The organism is Thermosynechococcus sp. HY213, assembly GCF_031460975.1.
Taxonomy (GTDB): domain Bacteria; phylum Cyanobacteriota; class Cyanobacteriia; order Thermosynechococcales; family Thermosynechococcaceae; genus Thermosynechococcus.
Genome location: NZ_JAVKVB010000012.1, coordinates 153,362 through 169,049 on the forward strand (window position 1 = coordinate 153,362; position 15,688 = coordinate 169,049).

Genomic DNA, 15,688 nt, shown 5'->3' on the forward strand with positions numbered 1-15,688 from the left:
GGACTGTTGCATTTGTCACACCCTATTGCGGGGGAACCTGATTACAGGATACTGGAAGTCCTTGAGCACTGCCAATTTCAATCAATCTTGTTAAGCTTTACTTCAAGAGGGCAGCTACAGTGCGCTTTGCGATCGCCACCACAGCCATGCTGCTGCACCACAGAGGGTACAGTTGCCAATGAACGTGAGCAGCGCTTGCAGATCCACCAACCAAGCCAGTGTCACTGCATTATCGAAGTAATGCCACGTACAGGCACACATGGCACTCACCAACGCTGGTAGCATTGCCCACGCCAACCACCGCCATCCCTGCTCCGGACAGCGGCGATCCAGTTGTGCCACAAACCAAATGGCGGCCATCCACTCCAGCACACTGGAAATGTGCACTATCCATGTGGAAATTGACAGGGCGTGCATTCGGCCTCCGGATAGATGAGGATTTTGTAAGTCTCAGGCGTGGGATGTACTGCCTGTTCCACCGCCTCGGCAAGTTTGGCCAAGGGATAGCGATCGCTGATCAGGGCTTTGACATCAATGCGGCGGTTAAAGATAATGTCGCAGGCTAAGGACTGTAAGCGGTAGGAGGAACTGTAGCTGCCCATGAGATCAATCTCACGGCGATAGAGAATGTTGGGATTGAGGGGAATCTCCACCTCATCGGGAAACTCGGCAAAGAAGAGAATTTTGCCCCCCTTGCGAGTACACTCTAGGGCTTGGAAAAAGGCCTTCTCACTGGGAACCGCCAAGAGACTGACATCCACCCCCAAGCCATGGGTCAGGGCTTGCACCTTGGCACTGAGATCGGGATCGCGGGCATCAAAGGCGGCAGCAGCGCCCACTTCTTTGGCTTTGGCAATTCGCGAGGGCAGTAAATCGGTGGCGATCGCCCGTGCCCCAAAGAGATTCACCAACATAATAAACATTAGGCCAATAGGCCCTGCCCCAGTGATCAGCACCGTTTGGCCGGGAGCAACACCTGCTTTCCTCACCGCCTTGAGGCAACAGTTGGTGGGTTCAACGAAGCTGGCTTCTTCATCACTAATGTGATCGGGAATGGGAATCAGACCGCCATGCTGCACAATGTGCCCCGGTACTTTCACATACTCAGCAAAACCACCGCCACTGGGAATAAAGCCCGCCGTGGTTGTAACGGTTTTATACACATGGCACATTGAATAGTTTTCATTCAAGCAGTAGGCGCAGTGCATACAGGGAATATGGTGCATGACCACCACCCGCTGACCCACCTGCCAACCCGTCACGGCCTCACCCACCGCCGCAATTTCACCCGCCGTTTCATGGCCAAAAATACGAGGCGGCTCATAGAGGGGATAGCGAATTTTTTTGATGTCCGATTGGCACAAGCCAACGACCTTAACGCGCACAAGGACTTCATCGGCAGCAATCTCAGGGATGGGAATGTCCTCGTAGCTGAGTTGGTTCACCCCTCGGAACACTTGGGCTTTCATTGAGACCTTTGCAAACTCGCCACCCCTAAGATAATTGCCCCTTGCACCGAGAGCAAGTCTGGATGATACCGCTTTGTGACTTCAAGCAAAGGAAAACTCTAGTTGTTTTGCTGCTGACAGGCAAATCGTGGGCTGAGGTGATTGGATTTCAAGAGCATTCAATAGATTCACGAGCGATCGCCCCACCGCTGCCGCCAAATTCACGGGCACTGCATTGCCAATCTGCCGATACTGGCTTGAAAGAGAACCACAAAACTGCCAATCATCGGGGAACGTTTGGATACGCGCATATTCGCGCACGGTCAACGGTCGTGTTTCGGTGGGGTGGCAGCGTTCTGTTTGCTTTTGGGCAGGGGAGCAAGTCAATGTCAACGCAGGTTCATCCCATGCCAAGCGCCGTGCCATCCCCGTTTTGCCACCATCAAGACGAAAACTTCCCATCAGATAGGCCTGCTGCAGGTCTGGGGGCAAGTCGCGCCAACACCCCCCTTCGGGAACCTGTTGCAAAATCGCCGCTTTCTGCTCAGGGTAACGCTGACCCGCAGAGGGAGGCACATCGCTCTCATAGAGAACCCCAGCTTTGAGGGCATCCGCCAACGTCATAATTTGCGGACAAGGACTCGGCCAAGCAAATTGAGCATAGGGCACCAAATCATTGCGAATGCCCACCAAGAATAATCGCTGTCGCTTTTGGGGGACGCGATAAAACAGGGCATTGAGAACCTGTGGCGGCATTAGCGTATAACCAATTTCGGAAAGCACCGCTTCAATAGTTCTAATGGTGCGCTGGCGATCGTGGCTGAGTAAACCGCGCACATTTTCGCCTAAAAATACCTTCGGTTGGACTTCTTTGATGGCTCGCGCAAATTCAAAGAATAGCGTGCCACGGGTATCGGCAAAGCCCAACTTTTCCCCTGCATAGGAAAAGGCCTGACAGGGAAACCCACCCGTCAATAAATCAATTTCGGTTTCGATCAGATGTTCCCAGTTGAGGGTGCGAATATCCGCCTCAATCACTTGCCACTGGGGGCGATTTTGCCGCAGCGTTCCACAGGCATCTTTATCAATTTCATTCAGACAGACAACGTGCAACCCCGCCTGCTCGAGTCCCAAGGCCAGCCCTCCTGCCCCGGCAAACAATTCAAGGGTTTGGTAAGGCCGCAAAGGTTGGATGAATTGCTCTTGCTCCCAAGAACTAAAAACGAGTTCCCGAAATTTTGCAAACTGAAGCAGTTGTGCTACGGGATAGTAGCGTTTGCCCCGTTCATCCTCTTCACGACAGGTCAAAAAACCTTGGCGCTCCCACTTTTGTATGGTGGCTTTTGTCACACTGAGAATATCAGCGATGAGCTCAGCCGATAGAACATCATTGGTTTTGTGTAAAATCCTTAAATCCTTCATAGTTGGAAAATGCCAAATAATACAGAGCTGCTAAGAGATTGGGATGGACTTTCCTTAAACTTTCCCTGATATTTTTACTCTCAGATGAGAAACCAATTTCAACTCCTTCAGATTCAATAACATCTTGAATGATTTGTGGTAAGTGTTTGCACAATTTTGCAAATGCATCCTTGTCGCCTGTGGCAATCTCATAAAACTTATCAATTGAAATTATTCTTATTCTTTCATTTTTGACCACTTTATCATCTATTTTAACAGACCAAGGAAGGTTTTTAGATTCTTTTGAAATCACTTCAATCAAAAAACAAATTGCTTTTGAGTCACTATCAATAGTTTGTTGCATTTTGCGGAAAATATTTTCTTTCGCATTACTATTCATAGTATTAAACTTGTTTTTAATTTCCGCATAGTAAGATTTCTTGCGATTGACTATGTCATAACCTGATTCAAGAACTTCCCAGTCTTGAATATATCGAAAAATGTTTTGATGAAAATAGCCAATGTGATTATTGTTAGATTTGTCAATTTGTCTTATGATTTCTCTTTCAATAAATTCCTCATCGCTGAGATGATAAACAGCGATATCAAAGGTTGCTTTTATTGGATCAATTTTGAGCTTCTTAAATTCTGTGAAATCAATTGACAAGCGATACTTTAAGATTGTTTGTTTAACATGAGCACGCATATCTTCGTCGCTAATAAATCCTAAATGATACTGATTTTTAGGGGACATAATTGATTTTTGAAAACACAAAGGCTCTATAGAGCAGGGTACAGTCCTTTTTATAGGGATAGAATACCTTCAAAACAGTCAAAACTAATGCGCTGACAGCAGGCAGTGGGACAGGAGCATAACTCATACGTTAGAAAAGCAGTATATTATGATTTGTACTGCTTTTGACATCTTACGTAACAAAGTGGTGGTAAAAGAGACTCCCCTGAAATACTAGAGGAAGAGTTCTGAGTACTGGGGGCAAGTTTGTTGTGGCGTATCCCTTGCACGTTGCCTTCATTTGGCACCAGCACCAACCCCTCTACAAAAGTTGTCGCACCGGTCAATACCTGCTCCCTTGGGTACGGCTCCACGGCACGAAGGACTACTTAGATCTGATCTTAGTCCTCGCCAAATATCCCCGCCTCAAGCAAACCGTCAACCTTGTCCCCTCCCTGTTGCTGCAAATTCAGGATTATGTCAACGGTACGGCTCTTGATCCCTACCTCACAGCCACACTGACGCCGGTCGAGCAACTCACGGATCAACAGCGCTGGTTTATCATTGAGCATTTCTTTGATGCCCACCACCGCACAATGATTGACCCCCATCCCCGCTATCGCGAACTCTACGAGCAGCGGCAAACTCACGGCAAAACATGGTGTTGGCAAAATTGGCAGCCGCAAGATTATGGGGATTTGTTAGCGTGGCACAATTTAGCGTGGATTGATCCTCTCTATTGGGAGGAGCCAGAGATTGCCCAATGGCTATCCCAAGGGCGGGATTTTAGCCTCAGCGATCGCCAGCGGATCATTGCCAAACAGCGGGAAATTCTTGGCCAAATCATTCCCCAGCACCGCGCCCTTCAAGAGGCGGGTCAAATTGAAGTCACCACAACCCCCTATACCCACCCGATTTTGCCCCTCTTGGTGGATACCGATGCCGCCAAAGTAGCGGTTCCCAACATTGCCCTGCCCCAACAGCGGTTTCAATATCCCGAAGATGTTCCTCGGCATTTGCGGCGGGCGCGAGTTCTTTATGAACAATTCTTTGGGCGATCGCCCCGCGGACTGTGGCCGTCAGAGCAATCCGTGAGTCCAGCCATTCTTGAACCCATTGTCGAGCAGGGCTTTGAGTGGATTTGCTCCGATGAAGCCATCTTGGGCTGGACAACGGGAACCTATTTTTACCGCAACGAAGCAGGGGTTGTCCAACAGGCCAATGTTCTTTACCAACCCTACCGCCTGACCACGGCCAAAGGGGATCTCAACATTGTCTTTCGCGATCATCGCCTCTCGGATCTGATTGGTTTTACCTACAGTGCCATGGCTCCCGAAGCAGCGGCAGCGGATCTGCTCAAGCAGCTTGAGGGCGTTCGCCAGCAACTCATTGCCCATGAAGGGACTGGTCAATCCAGTTTGGCGCAACCATGGCTTGTGACCATTGCCCTCGATGGTGAAAACTGCTGGGAGTACTATCCCCGCGACGGCCTGCCCTTCTTAGAAAGGCTTTACCAAGGCCTGAGCGAGAACGAGCACTTTGCCTGTGTTTCTGTGGCGGAGTATCTGCAACAATATCCCCCACGTGCGGTGATTTCGGGTTCTGCTCTCCACAGCGGCTCTTGGATTGATGGCAATTTCTGTACATGGATTGGCGATCCGGTAAAAAACAAAGCTTGGGACTATTTAGGGGCTGCCCGCCAAACCCTTGAACGCCACCCCGAAGCCACTGAAACGAAGAATCCGGCAGCATGGCAAGCTCTTTTGGCGGCTGAAGGCTCTGACTGGTTTTGGTGGTTTGGTGAAGGCCACTCCTCGAACCACGATGCCATGTTTGATCAGCTTTTCCGTGAGCATTTGATGGCGCTCTACACAGCATTGGGGGAGCCAATTCCTGAGGTTCTCAATGATCCCTTAGAAGTCCACGAAGCCAAGGATACCTACCCGCCCCAAGGCTTTATTCACCCTGAGATTGATGGGCGCGGTGATGAGCAGGACTGGAACTTTGCTGGCCGGATTCAAATCGGTGGCAGCCGCGGGACGATGCACCGCCAAACGCTGATCAGTCGCCTCTGGTATGGGGTGGATCACCTAAATATCTATCTGCGTCTTGATACTCCGAACCAGAAACAGCCCTTTGGGAATGACATCAGCGCCCTGCTCTTTTGCTGGTACTACCCCAACATGGTGACGTACAATAGCCCCCTCTCTGATCTGCGAGATTGCCCCGACGCAGCCCCCCTCAACTACCTGTACCACCATCAATTGGTGATTGACTTTGAAAAGCAACAGATTGCTTTCAAAGAGGCGATCGCCAACTACCAGTGGGAAGAGCGACCCAGCCATGCCCGCTATGCCTTGGGCATCTGCCTAGAAGTGGCCATTCCTTGGGCAGATCTGCACCTGCATCCCGATTGTGGCCTGCATTTATTGATTGTGTTGGCACAGGATGGCTATTACTTGGATCATCTGCCCACAGAGCAACTGCTCTTTTTGACCACACCTTAGACCTTGAGGCGAAGCGTTAACAACAAGCGATCGCTCAGGCTTCGCAATGCAGCTACGGTTGAGGGCAAATAATTTGCAGCGAGAAATTATTTTCTGCGTACCAAAGTTCTGTAAGCTCAGATAGGAAACCTCTGCGGGATCAACTTGTGCAGTTAGGAGGGTTGTGTGGATAACGTCATCGGCTTAGAGATTATAGAAGTTGTCGAGCAAGCGGCGATCGCCTCAGCGCGGTGGATGGGCAAAGGTGACAAACACATGGCGGATCAGGTCGCCGTGGATGCCATGCGCAACCGCATGAATCAAATCCATATGCGCGGTCGTATTGTGATTGGCGAAGGGGAACGGGATGAAGCCCCAATGCTCTACATTGGCGAAGAAGTGGGCATTTGTACCCGTCCCGATGCTGCCCAATACTGTAACCCCGAAGAACTCATTGAAATTGACATTGCCGTTGACCCCTGTGAAGGGACAAACCTCTGCGCCTACGGCCAACCCGGCTCAATGGCAGTACTGGCCATTTCTGAAAAAGGGGGGTTGTTTGCGGCTCCCGACTTTTATATGAAGAAATTGGCGGCGCCCCCTGCTGCCAAGGGCAAAGTGGATATTCGCAACTCGGCGACAGAAAACCTGAAAATTCTCTCGGAATGCCTTGACCGCGCCATTGATGAACTGGTGGTGGTGGTGATGAAGCGCGATCGCCACAATGACTTGATTCAAGAAATTCGCAATGCGGGTGCCCGTGTTCAACTGATCTCCGATGGCGATGTCTCCGCTGCTCTCTCCTGTGCTTTCTCTGGTACCAACATTCATGCGCTCATGGGTATTGGTGCTGCGCCTGAAGGAGTGATTTCCGCTGCTGCCATGCGTGCCTTGGGTGGGCACTTCCAGGGGCAACTGGTCTATGATCCCGCTGTGGTCATGACCAAGGAATGGGCGAATCGCACCCGCGAAGGCAACCTCGAAGAACTCAAAAAAGCCGGCATCACTGATCCCGACAAGGTCTATGAAGCGGAGGAATTGGCCTCCGGCGAAACCGTTCTCTTTGCGGCCTGTGGTATTACCCCCGGTATGCTCATGAAAGGGGTGCGCTTCTTTAAAGGTGGCGCCCGTACCCAATCTTTGGTCATTTCCACGCAGTCGAAAACGGCTCGCTTTGTCGATACCATTCACATGTTCGATAAACAGTTGAAGTCGCTGCAGTTGTACTAAGCGCTGCTCGGTGAAAGAAAATTAGCTCCCTCCCGGTGAGGGGGTTTTCTTTTTATCTTCGGGAATAGCGATGCCCTTAACTCTACCCACAGCAATTACCCTTGCGCGCCTGTTGATCATGCCCGTGATAGTGGGTCTGCTCTCGTTGAATCACAGTGCCGTGTACCGTTGGTGGGGGGTGGGTTTATTTTTGGTGGCAGCCCTCACGGATTGGCTGGATGGCTACATTGCTCGCCGTCTCAATCAGGTGACGGATTTGGGCAAGGTGCTGGATCCGCTCGTGGATAAGTTGCTAATCTTGGTGCCCCTGTTGCTGTGCATTGAATGGGGAGAGGTGCCCGCATGGTCTGTGGCGTTGATCCTCTTTCGGGAACTAGGCATTGCTAGTTGGCGGGTTCAGCAATCTCAAATTCAGGGCGCCAATCTCTGGGGTAAAGCAAAAACCCTTAGCCAGATTATGGCCGTGGCATTGCTTCTCGCTCCCTTACCGCCTAGTTGGCAGGGGGGAATCCTCATTGTTTATGGGGGGGCGATCGCCCTCACACTGATTTCTGGGGCACTTTATCTTCGTGGTTGAGTGCCAATGCGCCCCGCGAGCACCTCCTGCAACTGCTGGGGATTGATGCGATCCACCCAATAGGCTTGAAAAGTAGGCTGGGTCACCTGATTGACAAAGGTTTGACTCAGGAATGGACGCAAGGACTCGTTTTTTTGATTAAAGACGCCAAAGAAAGCCCCCGCCAGTCCCTTGAAAAAAGGCTGTGCCAACTGTGGGTTCGGGCCAATGAGATCATTGGGAACCGGTAATACTCCCGCTTCACTGACCCCCACTGCCGAGAAGTGGGTACCGGGCACGAGCATGGCAAGGTACTTGGGCTGCGCCTGTAACCATGTAAAAGGCCAGATCTGCTCCTCTAAGGGTGGCGCAAAGACATCCCGACTACTGGAAACAATGAGCGTGGGCACCTTGATATTGGCCATGCCCCGTTCGCCAATGAGGATACTACTCACTGGATTGACGGCAATCACAGACCTGACCCGTGGATCCGCCGGTGTAGAGGGCACAGCGGCAAGACCGAGACTACGACATTGCAGGGGCACTGAGATATTAAAGACAAAGAGATCACGAGCGGCTGCTAGACAGCGTTGTTTGACGGCATTCCAGTCAACAGTCCCCCCTGCTGCCGCCAACACGGTAAAGCCCCCCATCGAGTGGCCAAATAGCCCCACATTATTGGTGTCAATTTTTAGGGCTGGATTTTTCTGAACTAACGCCGCGACAGCATCCACACCAAATTTCAAGTCAAGGGGGCGCTGTGCCCAATCCTTTGGCAAGTTCTCGTAGTCGAGGGGTGCCCCGGAGAGAAAACTATTAATTCGGCTGGCATCCGAACCGGGGTGAGTGACTGCCAAAACTGCCAATCCATGACTGGCCAAGTGCTCTGCTAAGTAGGCAAACGTCGTGCGGTCTGAGGCTAAACCGTGGGAAATGACGATGAGGGGGGCTGGTGCGATCATCCCTATGGGGACATAGAGATCTGCGGGAATGAGGCCTGTGGTGCGATTGGGATTGGTGAATTCAAGTTTTTGCTTTTGCCACTGGAAGGGTCCTTTTTGGGCAGGATTAAGGCCACTGGCAAGCAGTGGCGTTCTTGGTTGGAGTTGCGCCAAGCGTTCGATAAAGTCTTGCGCCCGCTGTTCTTGATTCACTGCACGGGTAAAGGCTTCCACTGCCTTCAGACCCAACTCACCATTGACTTTAACACTCTTGCCGGGAAAGGCTTGTAGTACTGAGAGCAGAGTAATGCCTGCGGGGGAACTGGCGGCGGTTTTCAGGGCTTCCCCAAGGGCTGGGCCCCCATTGACATCATTATCTGCCCGAATGACTTGGCCAATGCGCTCTAAAAAGCTTTGACCAATGGGACTTTTGACAAACTGGCTAACGGTTGTTGGTGCTAAGTCCATGCGTGTGGTCAAGCCTTCGCGCAAGTTGGATTCTTGAGCGTTGGGAAGTAGCCGAATTAAAAATCTTAGCTCCGAACTCGCATTCCCCGTTTTGGCAAATGTGGCAAGGTCACTCACTTGGATGTTGAATGTGCCGAAGGGCGGATAAACAAGGCTAATTTGCTCGGCAGCCAGTCCCGCCTGTGCCCAAACGGTTGCTGCTGCGCCCAACAGAGAGAACCACTGCCATTTTTTCCGCGTGCGCGCGATCGCCATCCCTGAGATACCCTCACTTAATCACTAGCATTATCGTTGTTTGCAACGTCACCTGCAACTCCAAGGACTGGCAGCCTGAGGGCTAGGTTCCGACTCTCTGAAAAGGGCTGTAAAGGGCGGCCGCTATGGTATTGTGCTTTTGGAAAAAATGAGGGAATTTGCCCATGAGTGAGGATGCAGTCAAGCAAATGAAGCAGGCCGTTGCCAAAGCTGCTGCCGATCGCGTGCAGTCTGGAATGATTGTTGGCTTGGGCACTGGGTCAACCACGGCCTTTGTCATTCAATTTTTGGGCGATCGCCTGCGCAATGGGGAACTGAGCAACATCGCTGGTGTGCCCACCTCGTTTCAAGCCTCTGTCCTCGCCAAAAAGTATGGCATTCCCCTAGTCACCCTTGATGATGTGGAGAAATTAGACATCGCCATTGACGGTGCCGATGAAGTGGATCCCGCCAAAAACTTGATCAAAGGGGGTGGGGCGGCTCATACCCGTGAAAAAATTGTTGATTCCCTTGCGGATCAGTTCTTGGTGGTGGTGGACAGCAGTAAACTGGTGCAGAAATTGGGTTCTACCTTCCCTGTGCCCGTGGAAGTGTTACCCTTTGCCGTGGCTCCGGTGACTCGTGCCCTGAAAGCTCTTGGGGGGCAGCCTGAACTGCGCATGGGGGTGAAAAAAGATGGCCCAGTGGTGACGGATCAAGGCAACCTTGTCCTTGATGTCAAATTTGATGACATTTCTAACCCCGCCGAACTAGAGAAAACGATGAACAACATCCCCGGTGTTGTCGAAAATGGCCTGTTTGTCAACGTGGCCGATGTCATCCTCATTGGTGAGATTGTGGATGGCCAGCCCCGTGTGCGTGAAATGGCCTAGCAGTTTTTCCATTTCCTGCGAGGAAGCAACAGTTACTTTCCGGTGATCAATCTCTCAACCCATCAGTGATTGAGGTCTCAGGCGGCGACAGGATTGCCATCAATAATTGGGGTATCCACTCCATAGGAGCCTCCAATGTCTCTCCACTCCTTCACCCGTCGGTTGATCACCCTAAGCAGTATTGTGGTTTCAGGTGTTGTGGTTGCTACTACGGCAGCACAGGCAAACCCACCGATTATCGTCAACTGCAACAGCAGTGGCCAAGTTTGCGATCAAATGGCGCATTACAACTTCCGCTCTGAAAGTCCGTATTGGGATTATGCCCTCCAAGTCACTGCGCCTGCTACCCACTGCTCGGAAGTGAAATATTTCACCACCAATCGTCAGGGACAGCGGGTCGAAACGGAGTTCCTTGGCCCCAACCGTTCAGCCTTTTTGCCCATTGGTGGCAACTGGGAGCGGGGGAATCACACGATTCAAATTGGGGCGATTGGACGGCAAGGTGGCTGTAATGTAGGCACGCTCAGTTCATGGGGCATCCAAGTGCAGCCTGCCGTTGTTCCCCGCTAATGAGGAATAAACTCCTAGAAACTTAACTCATCTTCATCTATTCAAGGGTCGGTGGCAACGACACTGACCTTTTTTTGTGCTTATTTTTAGCGCACTTTACCAATTTTCATTTATTTTACTTCCGCGTTAGTATAGCCTCTCCCTGAGCGGATTGCAGCCCCCTGTTCCGAGGGATCCCCTGCGAGGGGTGTCAAATTATTTTCTACAAAGCTACTAAAAATACTCAAAGCCTCCTATAGAGAGACTCCGAGGGATTCAACGCCAAAATCAGACTTTAGGAAATTTGAATAGATCCGTCGGCAGAGAAAACTTAATTGAACTCTTGGGGGCGATCGCTCGTCAAATTATTGGGAAAAATTCTACTTGAGGATTTGTACCATGCGATTGCGTTGGTTGGTATTGGCATTAGGAGTGGCAGGAATGTTGAGCACAGGAGCGATCGCCAGCCGTGCTGGTAAGGAGGTGCCCGCCACGCTTACGGGTCGAATTACGGCGGTTGTTGATGATGATGAAGTCTTACTTGAGGCCAATAACCAACGCTACAAGCTCGATCTACCGGATGCCTGCAAACCTGCCCTGCGCAATGGCGTTCTTAGGGTGGGCGGCGTTGTTACTGCCAGTGGCAAACTTGAACTTGATGATCGCGAGCTAGATGTTTCCGTTGTTCAGATGAATGGGCGTCGGGTCTGCCCATAATAAATGCCGCCAGCGTACTGCACTGCCAATAGCACTGCTTGGTGGTACGGGGAATTGCGGTCAAGTTCCGATAGCGATATTGGAAGCCTTCACGATACCCTTGGGTTAGGGAGGGAGAATGTCACAATTGCGCACACCAAAGGGGACATGCACTGAGGGAATCGAACCCGCTGCTGATTCTAGATGGGTCAGTTGATCATCAAAGAAGATATGCGGTTTGAGTTGCTTGAGAACCCGTATTTTCTCCATACCGCCAAGGAAAAAGGTTTCATCCGGCATGACGCCCCAACTGTTGAGGGTGGTCACCACCCGTTCACTAGCAAGGATATTGCGTGCGGTCACAATCGCAATCCGTAACAGCCGCTGATAGCTGGCATCCTGCTGCTCTTTTGCCATTTCCAATTGTTGAAAGGCTGCCAGTTTCTTAAAAAGATCACTCAAGGGTCCCGGATTATGGGGAATGTTGGCCTTTTGCAGTTCATGGGCTTGAAATTGCTCGAGATCCCCTTGGCGAAAGACGGCTTCCGCTTCATCATCCGCTAGCACACCATCAAAGTCAAAGGCAATCCGTAACTCAGCATCGTCTTCGTGATCGGTGATGGGCGATCGAATCACCATGCCCGCTGGATACCCAGCCGCGATCGCCTGCTGCACATCTGTTGCATTTGCTGAAAGAAACAGAGACACATTAAAGGCAGGAATGTAGGGATGGGGGGATTTGCCGCCCAAAAATGCGGCGCGGGTAATGTTCAGACCGTAGTGCTGAATTGAATAGAAGACCCGCTGACCAGTATCGGGATCGTTTCTGGAAAGGAGCACGACCTCCACGGGTTCTTGTTCGGGATAGGCACGGTTGAGATTCAAGAAGCGGCGAATAAAGGGAAATGCCACCCCCTTCGGCAAGACATCGTATTTCCTTTCCCGCTGAAATTGGCGGTACTTTTCGGTCCCCTCATTGCGAAAGACATCATCCGCCTCCCCCAAATCAAAGAGGGCACTGGAGGCCACCGCAATCACTAATTTCTTCTCAATTGGATACCCCATTGCTGAGCATCCGATAGTGGGATTGAAGAGCAGTCCGCAATTGGGCGATCGCCCCTTGCCAATCTCCCCGCTGCGGCTGGCGAATTAACTGCGCCGAAGGATACCAAGGCGATCGCGATCGCTGCCAGAGCCACCGCCAATCCGCCACACAGGGCAACAGGATCCACAGGGGCTTCCCTAGGGCACCCGCCAAGTGTGCCACAGCCGTATCAATTGTTACCACAGCATCCAACTGCTGGATCAACAGCGCCGTATCCAGAAAATCCCCCATGTAGGGCTGGCAGTCAATCACTCCCGCCTGCTGCAATTGTTCACCCTCGAGGCGCGATCGCTCCTTTTGCAGGCTATACCATTGGACATCAAATTCCCGCAGCAGAGGCAGGAAGTACTCAAGGGGACAAGACCGCTGCGCCGTGGTGCGCGTTTGACTATGGCTAGCCCAGACCAAACCAATCCGCGGTTTGGACACATGAAAAATACTGCGGGGCAGGGGGGTGGGTAACTGAAAATAGGGACTGAACTTGGGAAAGTGGTCTTTATCAATACCTAGGTAGCGCGGCAGACTCAGCAGGGGGGTATGGTAATCAAAGGGGGGAGGCGTCTCCTCGGTGCTTATCACTTCAATCCCCGGCAGTGTTTGACAAAGACGCACCAAGGGCGGGTAAGCAGCAAAAATCACCCGTTGGGCACGCCGCGCCATCAAGGGCAGTAAGCGCACAAACTGAATGCAATCCCCTAGCCCCTGCTCACTATAGACAAAGAGGGTTTTCCCCTCTAGGGATTGACCTTGCCAACGGGGTTGCGGATAGGTGCGTAATCCTCCAGTGGGTTGCTGCCAGCGCCATTCATATTCTTCCCATCCCTCTGGGAAATGTCCCAGCAGCAGCAGCACAAGGGCAAAGTTGAGGCGCACATCCACTGCATCGGGGTCTAAGGCAACGGCCTGGCGAAAGTGATGGAGAGCTGCTTGCGGATCCCCCGTTTCCAAGAGCGCTGTGGCCAACCCGGCATGAGCCGCACCATTGAGGGAGTCAAGACTCAGACAGCGTTGGTAGTAGCTGATTGCTCCCGTAAAATCCGCTTCGCTGAGGCAAATTTGACCCAGTTGCAATAGCGCCTGTTGGTGCTTGTTATCCCGCAGGAGCACTTCTTGGTAGCGATCGCGCGCCGCCGCGAGGTTACCCTGTAGATGCAAAGCGTACCCCAGATTGTAGTGGGCTGCCAACAGTTCTGGATTAGCACTCAAGGCGGCCTGAAACTGGCGAATCGCTGCCTCATAATTTTTCAGTTCAAGATAGACACTGCCCAGATTGTTGTGGACATCGGCTTGACCCGCTTCAAGGTACAGTGACTGTTCGTAGCAAGCACTCGCTTCTGTGAGTTTGCCTTGGGCGTGTAGGCAGAGGCCTAAGTTATACAGCGTTGTGGGCAAGTCGGGATTCAAGGATAGGGCTTTTTGGTAGCAGGCGATCGCGCGTTCAGTGTCCCCCAAGTCCAGATAGGCATTTCCTAAGTTGCTATGGGCTTCCACCCACTCCGGCTTCACCTCAAGGGCGCGTTGGTAGTGGGGTAGCGCAGCCGCCGGTTGGTGCAGCAAATCATGGAGAACAACTGCCAAGCGATAATGGGAAGGGGCATGCCACGGATCAAGGGCAATAGCCTGCTCATAGGCTGCCTGTGCCTCAAGGGGCTGTGCCAGTTGTTCAGCAATTAACCCCAATAGGTAATAGGCCTCTGGCTGCGGGGTCTCTTCAATAACTTGACGTGCGCACTGTTGTGCTCCGCTCCAGTGCTGTTGTTGATACAGTTGCCAAGCCTTTTTTAGCAGCGAGGCGGTTCGCCATCTAAAGATACCCACGGCTATTGTGATGAGCAGTTATTCAAATAATAGGCAACAGCGGTGGCGATCATAGAATTGCCATTGAGATCCAAGGGGGTGGGGTCTTGGGGCGGCTGGGGTTCTGCGTGCAAAAAGTGCCAGTGACCACCAAAAAATTCTTCATGGGTGAGAATTTGATGGAAATGATGTGCCTGCAATCCCGCCACCAAAACAGGCCCTTCAGCAAAATCATCACGACGAATCGTTGCCACCGGTACCCCCAAGCGACAGGCCTCCGCGTAGGTGCCATAGCCGGGCTTGGACACGACTCGACCACAGAGAGGCATCACATCCACCGGGCGCAATTGGCGGCCACAGAGCTTCCGTAGGTTCGGTAAGTCCTCAGGGGCACTGGTATCAAAGGTAAGGAACTGCCAATCGGGAAACCCCTTGAGGGTCTCATAGGGAATCGCTTGCAAGCTCAGGCCGCCAAAGGTTAAAAGAACTGTGCGATCGCGGGGAGTGGTGAGGCCAAGGCGCCGCCGCAACTCCTCTGGCTCAAAACGCGGTTCGGCTCCCGTCAGTCCCACGGATTCCTTGTGGGGAAAGGCATTGAGGGGTTCCGCAAAGGGCAGTTGAAACAAGCGATCGCACCCGCTATAAAGATTACTCACCCAATCCGCAATCTCGCTAAAGTCATCGCCAAAGGAGCGATAGATAAAATCCCAGCCAAAGTTACTAACCATCCAACAGGGCACCCCCGCTGCATGGGCGATCGCCACCGCCAAAGGGGGAATATCCGCTAGCACCAACTGTGCCCGATTTTGCTGAATAAACTCTGCCTCGGCGCGGATCAACTCAGGGGCTGCCGCCTGAAGTTCCAAGAGCTTGGCACGGGTTGCAGGCAAATCCATTTGCAAACTATCGGCTTGTACGACCCCCAGATCAAGGGCACGGGGACGATGAATAAACTCCCCCTCCAGATTCGCCTGCAACAACCAATAGGGAGCTGCCGTCACGATCAGTGGCAAGAGATCCGGCACTTGGCGGCGAATGGCATTCACCAGCGCCGTTGTCCGCGCCACATGACCAAAGCCATGGTTTGTGATTGCCACGTAGAGGGTCGGTCGAGCCACAGGTGTGTTCTTGCCAAAACCGATGCAATCTTA

Annotated in this window: 14 protein-coding genes; 6 read left to right on the plus strand and 8 right to left on the minus strand. The window is 52.0% G+C overall.

Translation table 11 applies throughout. From position 1 onward, the window contains the following. Positions 1 to 114 precede the first annotated feature (114 nt). The 4 genes from RHK62_RS08425 to RHK62_RS08440 form a co-directional block, all read right to left on the minus strand. A complete protein-coding gene (locus RHK62_RS08425) occupies positions 115 to 417 on the minus strand; it encodes a DUF2499 domain-containing protein (RefSeq protein WP_302677924.1) in 303 nt (100 codons plus the stop codon). After that, the gene (locus tag RHK62_RS08430) at positions 387 to 1,469 is read right to left on the minus strand and encodes a zinc-dependent dehydrogenase (protein ID WP_310453570.1); all 1,083 of its coding nucleotides are present in this window, start codon (positions 1,467 to 1,469) and stop codon (positions 387 to 389) included. Before RHK62_RS08430 ends, RHK62_RS08425 begins: the two co-directional genes overlap by 31 nt. 81 nt (positions 1,470 to 1,550) lie before the next feature. Beyond that, the gene (gene dcm, locus RHK62_RS08435; RefSeq protein WP_225901519.1) at positions 1,551 to 2,870 is read right to left on the minus strand and encodes a DNA (cytosine-5-)-methyltransferase; all 1,320 of its coding nucleotides are present in this window, start codon (positions 2,868 to 2,870) and stop codon (positions 1,551 to 1,553) included. Then, positions 2,836 to 3,603, minus strand: coding sequence for an Eco47II family restriction endonuclease (locus RHK62_RS08440; RefSeq protein WP_206199583.1), 768 nt, complete (start codon positions 3,601 to 3,603; stop codon positions 2,836 to 2,838). The genes dcm and RHK62_RS08440 overlap by 35 nt, the downstream gene beginning before the upstream one ends. A gap of 251 nt (positions 3,604 to 3,854) precedes the next feature. Here RHK62_RS08440 and RHK62_RS08445 point away from each other — a divergent pair, with 251 nt between their 5' ends. The 3 genes from RHK62_RS08445 (at position 3,855) to pgsA (ending at position 7,875) form a co-directional block, all read left to right on the plus strand. Continuing rightward, positions 3,855 to 6,089: a glycoside hydrolase gene (locus RHK62_RS08445; protein WP_310453571.1), complete on the plus strand. Its 2,235-nt coding sequence runs from the start codon at positions 3,855 to 3,857 to the stop codon at positions 6,087 to 6,089. Positions 6,090 to 6,254: 165 nt separating this feature from the next. Next, positions 6,255 to 7,298, plus strand: coding sequence for a class II fructose-bisphosphatase (gene glpX / locus RHK62_RS08450; protein WP_206199585.1), 1,044 nt, complete (start codon positions 6,255 to 6,257; stop codon positions 7,296 to 7,298). A gap of 70 nt (positions 7,299 to 7,368) precedes the next feature. Then, positions 7,369 to 7,875, plus strand: a complete 507-nt coding sequence (gene pgsA, locus RHK62_RS08455; RefSeq protein WP_302676325.1) for a CDP-diacylglycerol--glycerol-3-phosphate 3-phosphatidyltransferase — start codon at positions 7,369 to 7,371, stop codon at positions 7,873 to 7,875. Here the strand turns inward: pgsA and RHK62_RS08460 are convergent. Then, positions 7,860 to 9,518: an alpha/beta fold hydrolase gene (locus RHK62_RS08460; RefSeq protein WP_310453572.1), complete on the minus strand. Its 1,659-nt coding sequence runs from the start codon at positions 9,516 to 9,518 to the stop codon at positions 7,860 to 7,862. The genes pgsA and RHK62_RS08460 overlap by 16 nt on opposite strands. A 164-nt stretch (positions 9,519 to 9,682) precedes the next feature. Between RHK62_RS08460 and rpiA the strand changes: the two genes are divergently transcribed. From rpiA to RHK62_RS08475, 3 genes are all read left to right on the plus strand, one after another. Next, complete coding sequence (rpiA, locus tag RHK62_RS08465; RefSeq protein ID WP_206199588.1) at positions 9,683 to 10,390, plus strand: ribose-5-phosphate isomerase RpiA; 708 nt, start codon at positions 9,683 to 9,685, stop codon at positions 10,388 to 10,390. Between the two features lie 135 nt (positions 10,391 to 10,525). Beyond that, on the plus strand, positions 10,526 to 10,960 hold the full coding sequence (locus tag RHK62_RS08470; protein WP_302676322.1) for a hypothetical protein: 435 nt from the start codon (positions 10,526 to 10,528) through the stop codon (positions 10,958 to 10,960). 378 nt (positions 10,961 to 11,338) lie between these two features. Then, the gene (locus RHK62_RS08475; RefSeq protein WP_302676320.1) at positions 11,339 to 11,656 is read left to right on the plus strand and encodes a hypothetical protein; all 318 of its coding nucleotides are present in this window, start codon (positions 11,339 to 11,341) and stop codon (positions 11,654 to 11,656) included. 105 nt (positions 11,657 to 11,761) lie between these two features. Here the strand turns inward: RHK62_RS08475 and RHK62_RS08480 are convergent, their stop codons facing one another. Genes RHK62_RS08480 through RHK62_RS08490 form a run of 3 tightly spaced genes read right to left on the minus strand, consistent with a single transcriptional unit; the run spans position 11,762 to position 15,655 of the window. Beyond that, positions 11,762 to 12,700, minus strand: a complete 939-nt coding sequence (locus tag RHK62_RS08480) for a 5'-nucleotidase (protein ID WP_310453573.1) — start codon at positions 12,698 to 12,700, stop codon at positions 11,762 to 11,764. After that, positions 12,684 to 14,558 (minus strand): tetratricopeptide repeat protein, encoded by a 1,875-nt coding sequence (locus tag RHK62_RS08485; protein ID WP_310453574.1) that lies wholly within the window; start codon positions 14,556 to 14,558, stop codon positions 12,684 to 12,686. Before RHK62_RS08485 ends, RHK62_RS08480 begins: the two co-directional genes overlap by 17 nt. A 2-nt stretch (positions 14,559 to 14,560) precedes the next feature. Then, the gene (locus RHK62_RS08490; RefSeq protein WP_206199592.1) at positions 14,561 to 15,655 is read right to left on the minus strand and encodes a glycosyl transferase; all 1,095 of its coding nucleotides are present in this window, start codon (positions 15,653 to 15,655) and stop codon (positions 14,561 to 14,563) included. Between the last annotated feature and the right edge of the window lie 33 nt (positions 15,656 to 15,688).

Bases quoted from the DNA above. Each gene is read 5' to 3' on its own strand.
- RHK62_RS08425 (WP_302677924.1), bottom strand. From the start codon at position 417: ATGCACGCCCTGTCAATTTCCACATGGATAGTGCACATTTCCAGTGTG.
- RHK62_RS08430 (WP_310453570.1), bottom strand. From the start codon at position 1,469: ATGAAAGCCCAAGTGTTCCGAGGGGTGAACCAACTCAGCTACGAGGAC.
- dcm (WP_225901519.1), bottom strand. From the start codon at position 2,870: ATGAAGGATTTAAGGATTTTACACAAAACCAATGATGTTCTATCGGCT.
- RHK62_RS08440 (WP_206199583.1), bottom strand. From the start codon at position 3,603: ATGTCCCCTAAAAATCAGTATCATTTAGGATTTATTAGCGACGAAGAT.
- pgsA (WP_302676325.1), top strand. From the start codon at position 7,369: ATGCCCTTAACTCTACCCACAGCAATTACCCTTGCGCGCCTGTTGATC.
- RHK62_RS08460 (WP_310453572.1), bottom strand. From the start codon at position 9,518: ATGGCGATCGCGCGCACGCGGAAAAAATGGCAGTGGTTCTCTCTGTTG.
- rpiA (WP_206199588.1), top strand. From the start codon at position 9,683: ATGAGTGAGGATGCAGTCAAGCAAATGAAGCAGGCCGTTGCCAAAGCT.
- RHK62_RS08470 (WP_302676322.1), top strand. From the start codon at position 10,526: ATGTCTCTCCACTCCTTCACCCGTCGGTTGATCACCCTAAGCAGTATT.
- RHK62_RS08475 (WP_302676320.1), top strand. From the start codon at position 11,339: ATGCGATTGCGTTGGTTGGTATTGGCATTAGGAGTGGCAGGAATGTTG.
- RHK62_RS08480 (WP_310453573.1), bottom strand. From the start codon at position 12,700: ATGGGGTATCCAATTGAGAAGAAATTAGTGATTGCGGTGGCCTCCAGT.